The organism is Mycolicibacterium alvei (genome assembly GCF_010727325.1).
In the GTDB taxonomy this organism is placed as follows: Bacteria; Actinomycetota; Actinomycetes; order Mycobacteriales; family Mycobacteriaceae; genus Mycobacterium; species Mycobacterium alvei.
In genome coordinates this window covers 1,974,208-1,990,938 of record NZ_AP022565.1, presented here as the reverse complement: position 1 = coordinate 1,990,938, position 16,731 = coordinate 1,974,208, and the positions used below count along the sequence as shown (strand labels likewise).

General features: G+C 66.7%; 19 protein-coding genes and 1 pseudogene. 11 read left to right on the top strand and 9 right to left on the bottom strand.

The features are described 5' to 3' along the window. Nucleotides 1-6 precede the first annotated feature (6 nt). The 5 genes from G6N44_RS09515 to G6N44_RS09495 all read left to right on the top strand — a co-directional run bounded on the left by G6N44_RS09515 (nucleotide 7) and on the right by G6N44_RS09495 (nucleotide 4,913). Nucleotides 7-522, top strand: coding sequence for a DUF6912 family protein (locus G6N44_RS09515; protein WP_163663425.1), 516 nt, complete (start codon nucleotides 7-9; stop codon nucleotides 520-522). A gap of 75 nt (nucleotides 523-597) precedes the next feature. Next, entirely contained in the window at nucleotides 598-1,863 is a 1,266-nt protein-coding gene (locus tag G6N44_RS09510) for a metal-dependent hydrolase family protein (protein WP_197907499.1), read from the top strand. 58 nt (nucleotides 1,864-1,921) lie between these two features. Then, nucleotides 1,922-3,070, top strand: a complete 1,149-nt coding sequence (locus tag G6N44_RS09505) for a ferredoxin reductase (RefSeq protein ID WP_163663423.1) — start codon at nucleotides 1,922-1,924, stop codon at nucleotides 3,068-3,070. Between the two features lie 67 nt (nucleotides 3,071-3,137). Continuing rightward, nucleotides 3,138-4,376, top strand: a complete 1,239-nt coding sequence (locus G6N44_RS09500; RefSeq protein WP_163663421.1) for a fatty acid desaturase family protein — start codon at nucleotides 3,138-3,140, stop codon at nucleotides 4,374-4,376. 120 nt (nucleotides 4,377-4,496) lie between these two features. Continuing rightward, the gene (locus G6N44_RS09495) at nucleotides 4,497-4,913 is read left to right on the top strand and encodes a hypothetical protein (RefSeq protein ID WP_163663419.1); all 417 of its coding nucleotides are present in this window, start codon (nucleotides 4,497-4,499) and stop codon (nucleotides 4,911-4,913) included. 4 nt (nucleotides 4,914-4,917) lie between these two features. Here the strand turns inward: G6N44_RS09495 and G6N44_RS09490 are convergent, their stop codons facing one another. From G6N44_RS09490 to aroA, 3 genes are read right to left on the bottom strand one after another with little or no spacing between them, the layout of a single operon-like run. Further along, on the bottom strand, nucleotides 4,918-5,724 hold the full coding sequence (locus tag G6N44_RS09490) for an SDR family oxidoreductase (protein WP_163663417.1): 807 nt from the start codon (nucleotides 5,722-5,724) through the stop codon (nucleotides 4,918-4,920). Nucleotides 5,725-5,760: 36 nt separating this feature from the next. Then, a complete protein-coding gene (rsgA, locus tag G6N44_RS09485) occupies nucleotides 5,761-6,741 on the bottom strand; it encodes a ribosome small subunit-dependent GTPase A (protein ID WP_163663415.1) in 981 nt (326 codons plus the stop codon). Nucleotides 6,742-6,747: 6 nt separating this feature from the next. Continuing rightward, complete coding sequence (aroA, locus tag G6N44_RS09480) at nucleotides 6,748-8,034, bottom strand: 3-phosphoshikimate 1-carboxyvinyltransferase (protein ID WP_163669777.1); 1,287 nt, start codon at nucleotides 8,032-8,034, stop codon at nucleotides 6,748-6,750. A 66-nt stretch (nucleotides 8,035-8,100) separates the two neighbouring features. Between aroA and G6N44_RS09475 the strand changes: the two genes are divergently transcribed. Beyond that, the gene (locus G6N44_RS09475; protein WP_197907497.1) at nucleotides 8,101-8,859 is read left to right on the top strand and encodes an SOS response-associated peptidase; all 759 of its coding nucleotides are present in this window, start codon (nucleotides 8,101-8,103) and stop codon (nucleotides 8,857-8,859) included. Then, nucleotides 8,856-10,349, top strand: a complete 1,494-nt coding sequence (locus tag G6N44_RS09470) for a DUF7782 domain-containing protein (protein WP_163663411.1) — start codon at nucleotides 8,856-8,858, stop codon at nucleotides 10,347-10,349. Before G6N44_RS09475 ends, G6N44_RS09470 begins: the two co-directional genes overlap by 4 nt. A 25-nt stretch (nucleotides 10,350-10,374) precedes the next feature. Here the strand turns inward: G6N44_RS09470 and G6N44_RS09465 are convergent, their stop codons facing one another. Further along, nucleotides 10,375-11,178, bottom strand: a complete 804-nt coding sequence (locus G6N44_RS09465) for a class I SAM-dependent methyltransferase (protein ID WP_163663409.1) — start codon at nucleotides 11,176-11,178, stop codon at nucleotides 10,375-10,377. Nucleotides 11,179-11,204: 26 nt separating this feature from the next. Between G6N44_RS09465 and G6N44_RS29970 the strand changes: the two are divergent. Next, nucleotides 11,205-11,374, top strand: a pseudogene (locus G6N44_RS29970) (alcohol dehydrogenase); the annotation flags it as partial. A gap of 63 nt (nucleotides 11,375-11,437) precedes the next feature. Here G6N44_RS29970 and G6N44_RS09460 read toward each other — a convergent pair. Then, a complete protein-coding gene (locus G6N44_RS09460) occupies nucleotides 11,438-13,030 on the bottom strand; it encodes an HNH endonuclease signature motif containing protein (protein WP_235682983.1) in 1,593 nt (530 codons plus the stop codon). An 84-nt stretch (nucleotides 13,031-13,114) separates the two neighbouring features. Then, nucleotides 13,115-13,963, bottom strand: coding sequence for an SDR family oxidoreductase (locus G6N44_RS09455; protein ID WP_163663407.1), 849 nt, complete (start codon nucleotides 13,961-13,963; stop codon nucleotides 13,115-13,117). 92 nt (nucleotides 13,964-14,055) lie between these two features. Between G6N44_RS09455 and mymT the strand changes: the two genes are divergently transcribed. Next, nucleotides 14,056-14,205 (top strand): copper-binding metallothionein MymT, encoded by a 150-nt coding sequence (gene mymT / locus G6N44_RS09450; protein WP_163663405.1) that lies wholly within the window; start codon nucleotides 14,056-14,058, stop codon nucleotides 14,203-14,205. A gap of 1 nt (nucleotide 14,206) precedes the next feature. Here mymT and G6N44_RS09445 read toward each other — a convergent pair whose 3' ends face one another. Then, nucleotides 14,207-14,749 (bottom strand): M15 family metallopeptidase, encoded by a 543-nt coding sequence (locus G6N44_RS09445; RefSeq protein WP_372508191.1) that lies wholly within the window; start codon nucleotides 14,747-14,749, stop codon nucleotides 14,207-14,209. Between the two features lie 59 nt (nucleotides 14,750-14,808). Beyond that, nucleotides 14,809-15,294: a Cys-tRNA(Pro) deacylase gene (ybaK, locus tag G6N44_RS09440; RefSeq protein ID WP_163663402.1), complete on the bottom strand. Its 486-nt coding sequence runs from the start codon at nucleotides 15,292-15,294 to the stop codon at nucleotides 14,809-14,811. A 212-nt stretch (nucleotides 15,295-15,506) separates the two neighbouring features. Here ybaK and G6N44_RS09435 point away from each other — a divergent pair, with 212 nt between their 5' ends. Both G6N44_RS09435 and rsrA read left to right on the top strand, forming a co-directional pair. After that, the gene (locus G6N44_RS09435; protein WP_179964503.1) at nucleotides 15,507-16,151 is read left to right on the top strand and encodes a sigma-70 family RNA polymerase sigma factor; all 645 of its coding nucleotides are present in this window, start codon (nucleotides 15,507-15,509) and stop codon (nucleotides 16,149-16,151) included. After that, nucleotides 16,148-16,453, top strand: a complete 306-nt coding sequence (rsrA, locus tag G6N44_RS09430; RefSeq protein WP_163663398.1) for a mycothiol system anti-sigma-R factor — start codon at nucleotides 16,148-16,150, stop codon at nucleotides 16,451-16,453. The genes G6N44_RS09435 and rsrA overlap by 4 nt, the downstream gene beginning before the upstream one ends. An 82-nt stretch (nucleotides 16,454-16,535) precedes the next feature. On the opposite strand, the gene G6N44_RS29835 is transcribed toward rsrA, so the two are convergent. Further along, entirely contained in the window at nucleotides 16,536-16,628 is a 93-nt protein-coding gene (locus tag G6N44_RS29835) for a 50S ribosomal protein bL37 (protein ID WP_003882799.1), read from the bottom strand. Nucleotides 16,629-16,731 lie beyond the last annotated feature (103 nt).

The following is a 16,731-nucleotide window of genomic DNA, read 5'->3' as shown; positions in this document are numbered from 1 at the left end:
CGCGGTGTGCGCGTCTACATCCCGACGACCCTGGTCGCCCTGCAGCAGCTCGTCGCCGATCGCCACCTGCTCGTCGTGAACGGAACCGCCTTCGCGGTCACCCCGACGCTGCGGGAGGCCTATGCCGAGGGGGACGACGACGAACTCGCCGAGGTGGCCTTGCGGGAAGCCGCGTTGGCCTCATTGCGCCTGCTCGGGGGTACGGATTTGCAGCCGGGCTCCGGTCTCCCGCCGCGCCGCGCGGTGGTGGTGGCCGATGCGGGGACGCAGGTGGAGGTCACAATTCGCCCCGACCTCGACGACGCCGTGGTGCGGTTGTCCGGACCGTTGCCGATCGACGCCGTGGTCGCGGTGTACGTCGACAACGCCGATGCGGAGTCGGCGGTGCTGGCCGCCGTCGACGTCATCGACGAGGCGGACATGGGGGACGAGGACGCCGAACTCACGGTGGGAGACGCCCAGGATCACGACCTGGCGTGGTACGCCCCGCAGGAATTGCCGTTCCTGCTGGAACTGCTCTGACCGACAGACGGGGGATTTTTCGATGCGCGGATTCGGGCTGTTGGGGGCGCCCCGCCGGTGCCTGCTGGAGCCGCAGTGACGACCACTGACTTCCGCAACGTCAAAATCTTTGACGGCCACAGTGATCGGCTGTCGGCACCGTCGAACGTGCGGGTCAAGGGCAACCGGATCGAACTGATCTCCACCGACGCGCTGCCGGCTGACCCGGCTGCCACCGTGATCGACGGCGGCGGTCGCACGTTGATGCCGGGTCTGATCGACAACCATTGGCACACGATGCTGGTTCGACCGCCGGTGACACAGCTGACGACCTTGGATCCGGGGTACCTCAACCTGCTGGCCGGCGCCGAGGCCAACGACACGTTGATGCGCGGGTTCACCACGGTCCGCGATCTGGGCGGTCCGAGTTTCGGTCTCAAGAAGGCGATCGACGAAGGCGTCATCAACGGTCCGCGAATTTTCCCGTCGGGCGCGATCATCACCGTGACCAGTGGCCATGGTGACTTCCGCTCACCTGCCGACCTGCCCCGCAACCCGGGTGGCCCGCCGTCGCGTCAGGAGGAACTCGGCGCCGCGATGGTCGCCGACAGTCCCGACGAGGTGCGGATGCGTGCCCGCGAGCAGTTGTTCGGTGGCGCGTCACAGATCAAGCTGACCGCCGGGGGTGGGGTGTCCTCCCCGCACAGCCCGCTCGACGTCACCACCTTCACCGAACCCGAACTGCGGGCGGCCACCGAAGCGGCAGGCAACTGGGGCACCTATGTGGCGGTGCATGCCTACACCCCACAGACCATCCAGCAGGCGATCCGCGCCGGTGTCACCTGCATCGAGCACGCTCATCTGATGGATGAGGCGACGGCAAAAGAGATGGCGGACAAGAACATCTGGCTGAGCACGCAGCCCATCCCGGCCGAGATGATCGGTGCGTTCCCACCGGGCTCCGACGAGGCCGCGAAGGCCAAGGAGATCGTCGACGGCGTCAACAACGTCTACCAGTTGGCCCGCAAGTACAAGCTTAAGACGGCGTTCGGCACCGACATCCTGTTCTCGCCGCAACTGGCGGTCAGACAGGGGGCACTGTTGGCGGGACTGGGCAAGTGGTTCTCGCCCGCCGAGACGTTGACGATGGCCACCGCCACCAATGCCGAATTGTTGGCGCTGTCGGGCAAGCGCAGCCCGTATGCCGGAAAGTTGGGCGTGGTCGAGGAGGGCGCACTGGCGGATCTGTTGCTGGTCGACGGTGATCCGTTGGCCCGCCTGGACCTGGTCGCCGATCCGGAACGCAATTTCACGGTGATCATGAAGGACGGGAAAACCTACAAGAACACGTTGGCGTCCTGACCTTCGGGAGCAGGCTGCCGACTAGCTACGGGGCAGTAACCTACGGTACCGTAGGTTCATGGCCAAGAACTCCATCAAGGTCTCGGCCAATGTGGCCGATACTGTCCGTCCTACCGTCGCCGGCGCCGACCGGCGTCCCGGCTGGCATGCGCTTCGCCGCATCGTCGGCCAGGTGACCACGCCGCTGCTGCCCGATGACTACCTCAAGCTCGCCAACCCGTTGTGGTCGGCGCGGGAGTTGCGCGGTCGGGTGGTCGAGGTGCGGCGGGAGACGGCCGACTCCGCGACATTGGTGATCAAACCGGGCTGGGGATTCTCGTTCGACTATCAGCCCGGCCAGTACATCGGGATCGGCGTGCTCATGGACGGGCGCTGGCGCTGGCGGTCGTACTCACTCACCTCGACGCCGGACAAGATCGCTTCGGCGGGAGCGCGCACCATTGCGATCACGGTCAAGGCGATGCCCGAGGGCTTCCTGTCGGCGCATCTGGTCGACGGGTTGCAGCCGGGAACCGTGGTGCGGTTGGCCGCACCGCAGGGCAACTTCGTCCTGCCCGATCCGGCGCCGGCGTCGGTGCTGTTCGTAACGGCAGGCTCCGGCATCACCCCGGTGATGTCGATGCTGCGCACTCTGGTGCGCCGTGGTCAGATCACCGACATCGTGCATGTGCATTCGGCGCCAACGGAATCCGACGTCTTGTTCGCTGCCGAGTTGGCCACGCTGCACGAGGAGCATCCTGGTTACCGGCTGTTGTTGCGCGGCACCCGGACCGAGGGCAGGCTGGATCTGGCGCAGATCGGCGACGTGGTCCCGGATTGGCGGGAGCGCCAGGTGTGGGCCTGCGGGCCGGAGGGCATGCTCAACGACGCCGAACGCGTCTGGGCGGCCGCGGGCCTCCCCGACAGCCTGCATCTGGAACGTTTTGCGGTGTCGCGGGCCGCCCCGCACGGGGCCGGTGGCACGGTGACGTTCGAGCGCAGCGGCAAGGAGATCGCGGTCGACGGCGCGACGCCGTTGATGGATGCGGGGGAGCAGGTCGGAATTCAGATGCCGTTCGGTTGCCGAATGGGTATCTGTCAGTCGTGTGTGGTGGGCCTGGTCGAAGGGCATGTGCGCGATCTGCGCACCGGCGTCGAGCATGACCCGGGCACCCGGATTCAGACGTGTGTTTCGGCGGCTTCCGGCGACTGCGTCTTGGACGTCTAAACTTTACTGGCTGGTAACCTACGGGATCGTAGGTTACGCTACCGTAGGTAATTGAGAGGAGGTGACGATGGCAGTAACCGACGTTCCAGCATTCGCGCATCTCACCGATGCTGACATCGAGCATCTGGGCATCGAGCTAGACGCGATCCGTCAGGACATCGAAGATTCCCGCGGTGAGCGCGACGCGCGCTACATCCGTCGTACCATCGCCGCCCAGCGTGCCCTCGATCTGACGGGCCGCGCCATCCTGGCGGCGAGTTCGCGGCGGTCGGCGTGGTGGGCGGGCACCGTGACCCTGGGCGTGGCCAAGATCATCGAGAACATGGAGATCGGCCACAACGTCATGCACGGCCAGTGGGACTGGATGAACGACCCCGAGATTCACTCCTCGACGTGGGAGTGGGATATGAGCGGGGCGTCCAAGCACTGGCGGTTCACCCACAACTTCATGCATCACAAGTACACCAACATCCTCGGCATGGACGACGATGTCGGCTATGGCGTCATCCGCGTGACCCGGGATGCCAGGTGGAAGCCGTTCAACCTCTACGGCAACCTGCTGTTCAACACACTGCTGGCGATCGGCTTCGAGTGGGGCGTCGGGTTACAGCACCTGGAACTCGGCAAGATCTCCAAGGGGCGCGACGACCGTAAGGCCACGCTCATCCGCGTGCGCGAGTTCGGCGTCAAGGCAGGCGGACAGCTCTTCAAGGACTACGTGGCCTGGCCCGCTCTGACCTCGTTGTCGCCGGGTGCGACCTACAAGTCGACGCTGAAGGCCAACGCGGTAGCCAACGTGATCCGCAACGTGTGGGCCAACGCAGTGATCTTCTGCGGCCATTTCCCCGATGGCGCAGAGAAGTTCACCAAGACCGACATGGTCGGTGAGAGTCGCGGCCAGTGGTACTTGCGCCAGATGCTGGGCAGCGCCAACTTCAACTCGGGTCCGGCGCTGGCCTTCATGAGCGGCAACCTGAGTTACCAGATCGAACATCACCTGTTCCCGGATCTGCCGAGCAATCGGTACGCCGAGATCTCGGTCCGGGTGCGGGAGCTGTGCGACAAGTACGACCTGCCCTACACCACGGGACCGTTCCTGGTGCAGTACGGCAAGACCTGGCGCACGATCGCCAAACTGTCGCTGCCGGACCGGTTCCTGAAGGACACGGCCGACAACGCCCCGGAAACCCGCAGCGAGCGGATGTTCACCGAGCTCGACGGGTACGGCGTCACTGATCCGGACACCGGACGTCGCCGTGGCCTGAAGTCGGCCATCGCGACGGTGCGGGGCTGGCGCCAGCGCTGAGCTTGTCGAATGTGAAGAAGGTGTCGAGAAATCGTTGATTTCTCGACACCTTCTTCACATTGGGCGTATTGGTAGGGCACTCCCAGGGTTCTGGCAGCCGTCGCTCATACTCTGTCGCTCGTGAAGAAGTTGATCGCGGCCGCCATGGTGGTGGGCGCCTCGGCCGTCCCGATAGGTGTGTTGGCCACCGGGATCGCCGCCGCCGACGACTATGCGGGGAAGAAATACTCCGACGTGCAGTCGGAGCTGGCCGCCGCCGGCATGAAGGGTGTCGTCGCGGCCCGCTCGGGTGATTCGTTGTCCGACGACGACTGCGTGGTGACCCACTCGGAGAAGGCGCACTGGCACAAGGGTGACAACTTCGCGCCGGTCACCGACACCGAACTGCTCGACCTCAACTGCAATGCGGCGGTGGCCTCGGCCAAGACTCCGGGCAACTCCGCGGCCAGCCCGGAGGGACGCGCCGCCATTGCGGAGGCCAAGCAGCAGGCCGAGAAGGAGCAGCAGCAAGCCGCGGCCGGCCAGGCCAAGTCCTGACCCGTCACATTTTGGGTTCCCACACCTTTGGCCAGTCCTTGCCGCGGAACGCCGCGTCGGTGCCGCCGTCGATGAAGATGACCGACCCGACGAAATAACTCGCCTCGGGGCTCAGCAGGAACGCCACCAGCGCCGCCACTTCTTCGGGCCGCCCGCCGCGCCCGGCAGGGATGGTCTTGAGGAACTGCTCCATCCCCTCGCCGGTCAGCGGGTCCGTGCGACCCTCCTGGGTCATCGGTGTCTCGATGAGCCCCGGTGCAATCGCGTTGAGCCGGATGCCCTCGGTGATGTACTCCGCGGACCTGGTGCGGGCGTAATACGCCAGGGCGGCCTTGGTCGCCGGGTAAGCCTGCAGCGCCGCGTAGTCGCCATACGTGGAGGCGACGGTGTTGGCGCCTACCTCATCGCCGGCCAGACACGCATCTGCTAGCTCAACCGGCCAATTGGGTTGGCTGGTAGTCGAATTCGAGCTGATCAGCACCACCGATGCGTTCTCCCGGCCGGCCAGCAGCGGGGCCAGGCCTTCCAGCAGCTCGATCGCACCGAAATAGTTGACGGCGATCAACAGGCTCGCCGGACGGCCGGTGGCGGCCGCCAGTCCGGCGAACGGTACGAAACCCTCGATACCGTAGCCGGCCAGCTCGTTGACCTTGGCGATCGCCTCCTTGCGCCCGTCCGGGGTGCTCAGGTCCACGTTCACGTCGGCACCGCTCAGGTCGATGCCGATCACCCGATGTCCGTCCGATTCCAGCCGTTTCTTGGTTGCCGCCCCAAGCCCGGAGGCGGTGCCGGTGAGAACGTAAGTAGCCATAGTCAGCGACCCTAGTCGCCGAGATGTCGACGCAGGTCAGGCTTCCCGGAGAGCGGTCAAGAGGTGTCGGGTCGCCGCGACGCGGCTCGTCGCCGGTCCGGTCAGGGTGTCCAGCGCACATTCGGGATCGGCGGGCGCGCCCATATGGCCGCAGCCGCGCGGACAGTCCTCGATGGTGCCGGCCAGATCCGAGAACGCCCTGATCACGTCGTCGGGTTGAATGTGCGCCAAGCCGAAGGACCTGATCCCGGGGGTATCGATCACCCAGCCCTGGCCATCGAGTGGGATCGCCACCGACTGGGTGGAGGTGTGCTTGCCCTTGCCCACTCCGGACACCTCGCCGGTAGCCCGATCTGCCTCCGGGGCAAGGCGATTCACCAGAGTGGACTTTCCCACGCCGGAATGCCCGAGGAACACGGTGACCTGATCGGTCAGCAGCGGTGCGACCGCATCGAGCGGATCCTCGCGGCCCGCGGTGACAATGGACAGGTCCAGATCTGCGAACTGTGCCGCGAACGGCCCGGGGGCGGCCAGGTCGGATTTCGTCAGGCACAGCACCGGTCTCAGCCCGCCGGCGTACGCGGCGATCAACGCGCGTTCGACGAATCCGGTACGCGGCGGCGGATCGGCCAGCGCCACCACGATCAACAGCTGATCGGCGTTGGCGACGACCACCCGTTCGGTCGGATCGGTGTCATCGGCGGTGCGGCGCAACACTGTTCGACGCTCACCGCGGCGCACGATCCGGGCCAGGGTGTCCGGCCGACCGGACAGATCACCGACGATGTCGACGTCGTCGCCGACCACGATCGGGGTACGGCCCAGTTCCCGGGCCCGCATCGCGACCACGCGGTGATGCGGGTCGCGATCGAGGGCGCAGCCCCATCGGCCGCGATCGACGGTCACCACCATCGCGGACCGGGCATCGGCATGGTCGGGGCGGTTCTTGGTGCGCGGACGCGAGCCTTTACCCGGCCTGATCCGGACGTCGGACTCGTCGTATTCCCGCGCTCCCAAGGTGGTTTACTTCCCGCCCGTCAGCATCTGTTCCCACATCAGCGGGAAATCGGGCAGGGTCTTGGCCGTGGTCTCGATGTTGTGCACCGCCACACCGGGCACCCGCAGGCCGATGATCGCCCCGGCCGTGGCCATCCGGTGATCGGCGTAGGACCGCCAGGTCCCACCGTGCAGCGGGCGGGCCGTGATGAGCAGACCGTCCTCGGTCTCGTGGCAGTCGCCGCCGAGTCCGTTGATCTCGGTGGTCAGCGCGGCCAGCCGGTCGGTCTCATGCCCGCGCAGGTGTGCGATGCCGCGCAGCCGTGACGTCGAGCCGTCAGCGGCCAGTGCGGCCAGCGCGGCCACGGTGGGGGCCAGCTCGCCGACATCGTGCAGGTCGGCGTCAAACCCGTCGTAGTCTTCGGTGCCACTGACTTCCAGGTATGAATCACGTTGGTGAACAGTCGCATTCACCTTCGCCAGCAGATCGAGGATGGTGTCGGCGGGCTGGATGCTGGCCGACGGCCAGCCGGCGATCCGCACTGTTCCTCCGGTGACGATCGCAGCGGCGAGAAACGGTGTGGAATTCGACAGGTCGGGCTCGATGTGCCAGGCCCGCGCGGCGACCGGCCCGGGGGACACCCGCCAGCGGTTGGGGACCGAATCATCGACCTGCACGCCGGCGTCGCGCAGCATCGCCACCGTCATTGCCACGTGCGGAGCTGAGGGCACCGAGGTCCCGGTGTGCACGATGGTGAGCCCGTCGGTGAATGTCGCACCGGACAACAACAACCCCGAGACAAACTGCGAGGACCCCGACGCGTCGATCTCGACGGTGCCGCCGGCCACGGCGCCGCGGCCGCGCACCGCGAACGGCAGCGCGTCCCCGTCGACGTCGACTCCCAGGCCGCGTAGCCCATTGAGCAGCGGCGAGATCGGTCGGGCCCGGGCCTGCTCGTCGCCGTCGAAGGTGACCGAGGTGGTGCCCAACGCGGCGACCGGAGGCACGAACCGCAGGACGGTGCCGGCCAGTCCGCAGTCGACCCGCGCATCCGGGGCCGGTGCGATGCGACCGGTGACCGTCAACTCGGTGTCGTCATGTTCGGCGGGTATGACGCTGACGCCGAGGGTGCGAATGGCGTCGATCATCAGATCGGTATCGCGGCTGCGCAACGCGCCGTGAACCGTCGAGGGGCCCTGTGTGGTGGCCAGAGCGGCCAGCACGAGCGCGCGGTTGGTCAGCGACTTCGAACCGGGCACCGTCACTGTGGCGTCGACCGGGACCGTGGCCGACGGAGCCGGCCAATGTGTCATCTGCTCCTCACGTGCGCTCACGCACTACATCCTGCCTTGTCCACGGACTCTGCAACCATGGGCACTATGTGTGGACGTTTCGCGGTGACCACCGATCCTGCGTTGCTGGCGCAGAAAATCCAGGCCCTCGATGAGACTGCGGCGAGCACGGAGAGCACGGCAAGCTCCGGCCCCAACTACAACGTGGCTCCCACGACGACCATCTCCGGCGTCGTCAAACGGCACGCCGAGCCCGAGGACGAGTCGACCCGGCGGGTCCGGTCCATGCGCTGGGGGCTGATCCCGCCATGGGTGAAGACCGCCGAGGGTGGCGGTCCAGATACCAAGGGGCCCCTGCTGATCAACGCCCGCGCCGACAAGGTCACCACCTCACCGGCGTTCCGGAACTCCGCCAAGAACAAGCGCTGTCTGATCCCGATGGACGGCTGGTACGAGTGGAAGCCGAATCCCGGTAAGAAAGCCAAGACCCCGTACTACCTGTACGGCGCCGACGGTGAGCTGCTGTTCATGGCGGGGCTGTGGACGACGTGGCGTCCGCAAGGCGCACCGAAAGACGCGCCGCCCCTGCTCAGCTGCACGATCATCACGACCGACGCCGCCGGTCCCATCGCCGAGATCCACGACCGGATGCCGCTGACCATCAGCGCGCCGGACTGGGACCGCTGGATGGATCCCGACGCCCCCATCGACGAGGGACTGCTGCGTGGTCACGGAGACCTGGACCGGATCGCCGTTCGTGAGGTGTCGCGACTGGTCAACAGTGTCCGCAACAACGGCCCCGAGCTCATCGAGCCGGCCGAATCCGAAGAGATGGGGTTGTTTTGAGCGGGATCGATGTCGGCGTGGTGGATGCGATCGGCGCTGATCTGCGGTCGGCCGGCTTCACCACCGACGGGGTGGCCGAACTGCTGGGCCCCGACGCCAACGCCGCGCTCGGCCGGGGCGTGTGGTGGCCGGTTCTGCGAGTCACCCACGCCGCACCGGCCGATCGGCAGCGCCTGGGCGTGCTGGTGCGCCTGCTGCTGCTCGGGACCGAGGAGTCGCGGGAGGACGTCGAGGCGGCGTTCCCGTCGATCAGCCTGGAGACGCTGACAGCGAGCGGTGTCCTGGAACTCAACGGCTCCACGGTGCGGGCGGCCCTCGACATCCGCCCGCACAGTGACGGAACCCGGGACTTCTGGGTGGTGTCCGATCAGGACGCTGCGGTGCGGCGGGGCCCGTTGCGTCACGATCATGTGCTCGGGATCGGCGGGGCATCGGTGTCACTGGCCCGTGCCGTCACGCGTAACCCCGTCGGCCGCGCCCTCGATCTCGGCACCGGATGCGGTATTCAGGCGCTGCATCTGGACGCACACTGCGACGAGATCGTCGCCACCGACACCAACGAGCGGGCGTTGGCGCTCGCGGCGATGACCGCGCGGCTCAACGGTATGTCGTGGGACCTGCGCCACGGCAGCCTGTTCGAACCGGTGGCGGGCGAGCGTTTCGATCTGATTGTCTCCAATCCGCCGTTCGTGGTCGGTTCGGGTACCCGCGACTACATCTACCGCGACTCTGGCATTGCCGGAGATGCGTTGTGCCAGAGCCTGATCGAGCAGGTGGGCGATCATCTGCTGCCGGGCGGTACCGCGCACATCATGGCGAACTGGATCGTGCGTGACGGTCCAGATTGGCGCGACCGGGTCCGCGGCTGGCTGGCCGGCACCGGTCTGCATGCCTGGGTGGTGCAGCGTGAACTGGCCGACCCGGTCAGCTATGTGTCGCTGTGGCTGGCCGATGCCGGGGAGGACCTCGAACGGCAGGCGCAGCGTGGTGGGCAGTGGCTCGACTGGTTCACCGAGCAGGGCATCGCCGGTATCGGCATGGGCATGATCTCGCTGCGGGTCCCGCGTGATGGCGAACCGCCCGAGCAGATTCTCGAGGAGATCACCGGTGCCGACGAGGCGGTCACCGGCGCCGAGGTGGACGCCTTCTTCGCCCGGCGGGCCTACCTGCGTGACACGTCCGACGACACGCTGCTGGCGGCCCGGCTCTCCACGGCGCCGGTCTTTCTGGAGGCACAGTCGCTGCCCGGACCGCAGGGCTGGCAGGAGGTCGGGGCCGCGGTGCGCCGCCCGGGTGGCCCGGCCGCGGTCATCGGGGTCGACGAGGTGCTGCGGGCGCTGCTGGCGGGTTGCCGCGGCGAGGTGCCGTTGGGGACCTTGCTCCAGCTGTTGGCCACTCATCACGGAGTGAATGCCGACGCGCTGGCGCAGGCCGCCCTGCCCGAGGTACGTGAGGCGATCGGGCGCGGAATCCTCTATCAGGCAGAATGACCGCTCTTCGGAGGACCGACCTGTTTCACCACCGCAGCCGGGCGGTCACCACCGCGTAAGGCGCCCCGAAGGAGACTCGGCCCTCGCCGTCGGCCTGCGCACTCAATGCGGCGGCAAACGCATCGAGCAGACGGTCGCGCGTCGTCTCGTCCAGTCGGCCCAGCAGGTCGACATGCATCGGTGACTCGTCGGAGATGAAGCGCACTGCGGACTCGACGGACTCGAATTGCCAAGTGTGTGAGCCGGTCTTGAAACTGACCTGGTCGAACCCCGCGGTCAGCCGCGACTGCACGATTTCCAGGTCGCCCCACTGATCGGGCGAATACACGGCGGCCGACGGCCGGCCCAGAATTTCGATGATCGGGTTGTAGAACGGGTTACCGGTCTCATCGCGGATCCAGGTCGAGAACGCGAAGATCCCGCCCGGGTTCAACAGCCGGGTGACCTCGGCGACCAGGCTGGTGGGCTCGACGAAGATGATGCCCATGTTCGACACCACAGTGCCGAACCCGCCGTCGGGCAGCCCGGTGTGCGCGGCATCGGCGACCACCCACCGCACTGCTTCCGCTCCTGGACGCTCGGCGGCGATGGCGATCAGCTCGGCGGTGAGGTCCACACCGGTGACCTCGGCGCCGGCCTCGGCGGCGGCTAGCGCGGCGCTTCCGGTGCCGCACGCCAGGTCGACCAGAGTGGTGCCACGGACCGGCCGCAGCCGGTCGGCGGTGGCGACGACCTCATCGGCGATGACGGCGATCTGTTCGGCGACGGCCTGGTAGCGGCCGGCGGCCCAGTTGGTAGGCCGCGGTTCGGTGGCTTGTGGGTCAGGCATGCAAGCGAGCCTAGATGGGGTAGGCGGGGATGACGTACCTCTGCGACAACGGGGCGATGATGATGGTCAAGGAGACGGTCACCGACAACACCATCCGGCGTCACCTGGCGACGAGGACCTGCTGGCCTTCGGCCAGCTCGGCACCTTCTCCGAATACGCTGTCCTCTCCGAGCACTCGGTGATCAAGCTCGATCAGATCAACGAGGCCATCACCGACATGCGTGAAGGCCGAAACATCCGCGGCGTCATCGGGATTCGATTAGTACGGAGGGGGTTTGTCGAGTTCGGCGTTGAGCCGGCGTTCGGTGTTGATGCGTTGGGTGCGGGTTTGTTCGCGGGTTCGTTGGCGGACCGGCATTTTCATGTGCCGGTTGGCGGGGCCGGTGGGCGTCGGAGCTCGGTGCGGGGCCGGGGTGTGGGTAATGGTGTGGGTGATCCTGTCCGGGAACAGGATTCGGCTGAACGGTGTGGTGTGGTACGTGTGGCCGGTGGGTGCGGTCCAGGTGTGGCTGCCGTCGGGGTGTTGAACATCGGTCCAGCCACCCTCACCGGTGTTGAAGGTTTTGATGAGGTGGTGGGTGCGGCATTTCGGCCCCAGGTTGCCGGGGTGGGTGGCTCCGGTCGGCCACAGGTCGCAATGGTCGAGATCGCAATGGTCGGCGGCTACTCCGCACCCGGGGAACATGCACACGAGGTCACGCATCCGGACGAATGCGGCGAGTTTTGTTGAGGGCCGGTACCGAGATTCGGTGGTGAGGTCTTCGGGGTTGGTGAGGTGCTTGATGGTCGCTCCGGTGGCGATCAGTTCGGCCAGCAGGGGCGCGGGCACGATCCCGCCACCGAGAATGACTGCGGGGCTGCCGGATACGGCGGGTGTGCCGTCCGCCCCGCGGCCAGCGAGGGCCGGTTTGCCATGGATGCGTGGGTCGCGGGGTGGTTGAGCAGAGCCGGCGGGTTCGTCGATGGGCGTCTCGACTGCCGCATCAGAACCCGCGTGGTCATCGCCCTCGTCGTTGTGGGTGTCATCGGCCCTGGTGGGCAGCATCTGTGCCAGCAGGTGGATGACGACGGCGCGGGAGCGGGGGTCGACGCCGGTGGCGTCGCAGTCGGGGTTGTTGCACTGGCAGGTGAGGTGGTCGGCTCCGGCGCCGATGGCGCCCAGTGCGTCGGAGCGGCGTTGCCCGAGGGTGCGTGGGTCGTTGTCGCAGACTCCGCGGACCATGGTGTTGAGCAGGTTTCTGAGCAGGGCCGCGTCGGTGGCCAGGAGCCGTCCCCAGATGGAGACGGTGCCGTTGGGATCGTCAGGGTCACCGAAATGAATATCACGATCTCGCGCGGCGGTGCGGGTTCTGCGCACGGCGGCGGGGTCGAATTTTTCCACCCAGACATCGATGGCTTGTTCGGTCTTGGTGGCGGTCAGGGCACCGTAGGTGGTGGCGGCGCCGGCCAGGGCGGTGTCGATCAATGCCAAGGCGTCGTCGTCGGTGACGAGTTGGGTGCGCCAGGTGATCGTGGAGATCACTTTCGCCGAGATTTCTCCATGGGCGAAGTCGGCGGCGACTTTGGGGAGTCGTTCGCGTAGTGCTTGGCCGATACGCATCTGGGCGGAGGCGGCTCCGCGGCTCAGGTTGCAGGCGGCGCCGACCGCCGCGGTGGCAGTTTCCCAGCCGTCGATCGCACAGTGGGCGGAAATCTCGTCTTCATCGTCGCAGTGTCGGGCCACGATCTCGGCGATGGCTGCCAGGCGTGTGGCGGCGTGGATGGCTTCGGCGCGGGTGTGGTGTTCGAGGGTGTCGATCAGTGCGGCGTCGGTGAGTTCACCGAGCGCCGCCTGATCCAGCAATTCGAACACATGTTCGATGTTAGTCGCATTGGTTCAGCCCGGCAATAATTTTCGATGGCTGCTGAATTTGTCGCTCGTCATGCGGGCAAATGGTTACGGCTGGACGTATCCGGGCGGGTTGGGGGTGTCCACCCACAGGTCCACGCCGAGATCGCCGCCGGGTGTGCAGTCGTACACCGACAGATCGGTGACACCGTTGGCCAGTAGCACGTCCTCGCACAGCAGGCTCTGGCCGGTGTACTCGCGCGCCGGTTGGTTGAAGATCGCGTAGGCGGCATCGGCGTAGACGTCGGGCTTGCGGGCCCGGCTCATGGCCTCGTCACCGCCGAGCAGGTTCTGGACCGCGGCGGTGGCCACCAACGTGCGCGGCCACAGCGTGTTGGACGCGATGCCCGCCTCGCGCATCTCTTCGGCAATGCCCAACGCGCACAGTGTCATTCCGAACTTGGCCATCATGTACGCGGTCGGCTTGAGCCACTGCGATTCGAGGCGGATCGGCGGGGACAACGTCAAGATGTGCGGGTTCTCCCGGCCCTTCATGTGCGGGATACAGGCCTGCGACACCGCGTAGGTGCCACGGATCTGGATGCCGTTCATCAGGTCGAAGCGCTTGAGCGGTACTTCCTCGATGGAGCCGAGGTTGATCGCCGAGGCGTTGTTGACGCAGAGGTCGATGCCGCCGAACTGCTCGACGGCTTTGGCAACCGCGGCTGCCACCGAATCGCCGTCACGCACATCGCCGACGATCGGCAGGGCCTGCCCGCCGGCCTCCTCGATCTCCTTGGCCGCGGTGTAGACGGTGCCCTCAAGTTTGGGATGCGGTTCGGCGGTCTTGGCGACCAGGGCGATGTTGGCGCCGTCGGCGGCGGCCTTCTTCGCGATCGCCAGGCCGATACCGCGGCTGGCGCCGGAGATGAACATGGTCTTCCCAGACAGAGTCATAGAGACACGATATGCCGACCGGGTTGGATTGAATTGCCCGGTTCAGGGCTATGCGAGGGGGACGATGGATTTACAGACGAATTGGAGGAGCCATGAGCGTCGTTCCTGCCGGAACCGTGCTGACCTGTGCTCACGAGGGTTGTGGGTGCCGGATCCGCGTCGAGTCCGAATGCCATTGCAAGGGTCCCGAAACCAGCTACAAGTGCACATGCGGTGCCGACATGGTGCCGGTCACCGAATAGGTCAGCCCGCAGCGTTGGGCTGTAGCGGCGGACAGGTGCCGGCCGGGTCGGCGACGAGCTCGAAGTGCCACAGCTCGTTGGCGTAGATCTGGCACAGCCCGAAGCGGGCGCCGTTGGCGATCAGCCAGTGATCGGCCTGCGGACCCCCGATATCGACCGCCTCACCGGTCACATGCCGGGACGCGGTCGGCGTCTGGACGTACTGACGGGCAGCCGCGAGGCTGCCGTACGTCTGCACCGCCTGATCGAGCAGTGACTGCTGGAAATCGGTGGACCGCCACCCCGAGTTGATGGTCATGGTGACGCCGTCGGCGGCCGCGGCGTTGGCAGCGTTCTGAACGGCGGCCAGCAGACGCGGGTCCAACCGGCCGATCGCCGGGTTCTGGACGTCGAACGGGGTCAGGACCTGTCCGTCGGACAGCGAGCCGTCACCTTGGGTCATCGGGACGGTGTCGTCGACGAGCCGGATCTGCGGTGCCGGGGCGGACGTGCCGAACAGGGTCACCAGAGCGGCGACGCCCGAGGCCACAGTTGCACCCACCATCATCGGCATCACCGCGACCACATTACTGCGCCCGCGCACAGGTCAATACCAACGCCGATTCAGCCAGCGATCTCGGCGGTCACCGCGCCGGTCGCCCGGATCAGGTCGGCTGGGGCGAGTGCGACGTCCCACCCTCGTTTCCCTGCGCTGCACAGCACCTTCTCGAAGGTCAACGCCGAGTCGTCCACCACGGTGGGCAGCGCCTTGCGCTGTCCGAGTGGGGAGATGCCGCCCACCACATATCCGCTGGAGCGCTGCGCCGCGGCCGGGTCGGCCATCTCGGCTCTGGCCACCCCGAGTGCCGCGGCGGCCGCCTTGAGCGACAGCTTGGTCGGCACCGGCAGCACCGCAACCGCGAGCCCCTTGGGCAGTGCGATGACCAGTGTCTTGAACACCTGCTCGGCGGCGAAGCCCGCTGCGGCCAGTTGTGCGACCGCCTCGGCACCGAACGAATCGTTGCGGGGGTCGTGGTGGTACCGGACGACCTGATGGTCGATACCCGCGGCGACCAGCGCGGCGATCGCCGGGGTTGCTGCGCGGGCCATCGGCACAGGGTAGCGGGCACGCCGGGAACATAGCGGCCGCCGAATGCTGTTATTGCTGTCGACACCTGCTCAGCGCTACTTGTCGGTAGCACGCTCTAGGATCTGTAAGGAGGATTCTGGTGCCAACCGTATGCCTGGAACGGCCGCCGGATACCTACCGGTATTCGGGACCCCTTGGTGGCGCCGCGACAGAAGGGAAGGTGTTTCCCACGATGACTGACGTCGAGCAGGCCGAGCCTGACGCGCCGCAGCCGCCTGAAACCGATGCTGAGCTGACCGCCCGGTTCGAACGTGATGCCATCCCGCTGCTGGACCAGCTCTACGGTGGCGCATTGCGCATGACCCGCAACCCCGCCGATGCCGAGGACCTGCTCCAGGAAACCATGGTCAAGGCGTATGCCGGCTTCCGGTCGTTCCGCGAGGGCACGAATCTCAAGGCGTGGCTCTACCGCATTCTGACCAACACCTACATCAACAGCTACCGCAAGAAGCAGCGTCAACCTGCTGAGTACCCGACCGACGAGATCACCGACTGGCAGCTGGCGGCCAGTGCCGAGCATTCGTCGACCGGTCTGCGGTCGGCGGAGGTCGAGGCGCTGGAGTTGTTGCCCGACACCGAGATCAAGGCGGCACTGCAGGCGCTACCCGAGGAATTCCGGATGGCGGTGTACTACGCCGACGTCGAGGGTTTCCCGTACAAGGAGATCGCCGAGATCATGGATACGCCCATCGGGACGGTGATGTCCCGCTTGCACCGCGGCCGCAAGCAGCTACGTGAGCTGCTGGCGGATGTGGCCAGGGATCGCGGTTTCATCCGAGGTCAGCAGCTTGGTGAGCCGGAGGAGGTCTCGTCATGAGTGATAAGCACGGTGAGGACGAGCGCTGGACCCCGCCGGTCGGTCCCGTCGACCCTGAACACCCGGAGTGCGCGGCGGTAATCGCCGAAGTATGGACCCTGCTCGACGGTGAGTGCACCGACGAAAGTCGCGACAAGCTCAAGCACCACCTCGAAGAATGCCCGGCCTGCCTGCGTCATTACGGGGTCGAGGAGCGTGTCAAGCACCTCATCGCCGCCAAGTGCAGCGGGGAAAGGGCTCCCGAGGGGCTGCGGGAACGGCTGCGCATCCAGATCAGCCGGACCACGATCATCCGGGGCTGACGGGGCGGACAGCCCCGGGTGGCCCGACGACAAACCGCCCGATCTCCGAAGGGAGTCGGGCGGTCAAAGTCTGCCGAAGCGGCTAGCGCACTGACTTCGAACCGGCGTTGGGGCGCTTGCCGTGGTTCGCCTTCGAGTGCTTGCGGTCACGCTTCTTGCGGCCACGCTTGGCCATGATGATCCTCCAGATGGTGTAAGAGCTTGCTCCCTAGTGTCTCATGCCCCGGGGGCGGCGCTGTCCACCCGGGGTTGTGGTTCGATATAGGCCGCAGGAGTAG

Bases quoted from the DNA above. Each gene is read 5' to 3' on its own strand.
- G6N44_RS09505 (WP_163663423.1), top strand. From the start codon at position 1,922: ATGGCCAAGAACTCCATCAAGGTCTCGGCCAATGTGGCCGATACTGTC.
- G6N44_RS09500 (WP_163663421.1), top strand. From the start codon at position 3,138: ATGGCAGTAACCGACGTTCCAGCATTCGCGCATCTCACCGATGCTGAC.
- G6N44_RS09490 (WP_163663417.1), bottom strand. From the start codon at position 5,724: ATGGCTACTTACGTTCTCACCGGCACCGCCTCCGGGCTTGGGGCGGCA.
- aroA (WP_163669777.1), bottom strand. From the start codon at position 8,034: ATGACACATTGGCCGGCTCCGTCGGCCACGGTCCCGGTCGACGCCACA.
- G6N44_RS09475 (WP_197907497.1), top strand. From the start codon at position 8,101: ATGTGTGGACGTTTCGCGGTGACCACCGATCCTGCGTTGCTGGCGCAG.
- G6N44_RS09465 (WP_163663409.1), bottom strand. From the start codon at position 11,178: ATGCCTGACCCACAAGCCACCGAACCGCGGCCTACCAACTGGGCCGCC.
- G6N44_RS09455 (WP_163663407.1), bottom strand. From the start codon at position 13,963: ATGACTCTGTCTGGGAAGACCATGTTCATCTCCGGCGCCAGCCGCGGT.
- mymT (WP_163663405.1), top strand. From the start codon at position 14,056: ATGAGCGTCGTTCCTGCCGGAACCGTGCTGACCTGTGCTCACGAGGGT.
- G6N44_RS09445 (WP_372508191.1), bottom strand. From the start codon at position 14,749: ATGGTGGGTGCAACTGTGGCCTCGGGCGTCGCCGCTCTGGTGACCCTG.
- ybaK (WP_163663402.1), bottom strand. From the start codon at position 15,294: ATGGCCCGCGCAGCAACCCCGGCGATCGCCGCGCTGGTCGCCGCGGGT.
- G6N44_RS09435 (WP_179964503.1), top strand. From the start codon at position 15,507: ATGACTGACGTCGAGCAGGCCGAGCCTGACGCGCCGCAGCCGCCTGAA.
- rsrA (WP_163663398.1), top strand. From the start codon at position 16,148: ATGAGTGATAAGCACGGTGAGGACGAGCGCTGGACCCCGCCGGTCGGT.
- G6N44_RS29835 (WP_003882799.1), bottom strand. From the start codon at position 16,628: ATGGCCAAGCGTGGCCGCAAGAAGCGTGACCGCAAGCACTCGAAGGCG.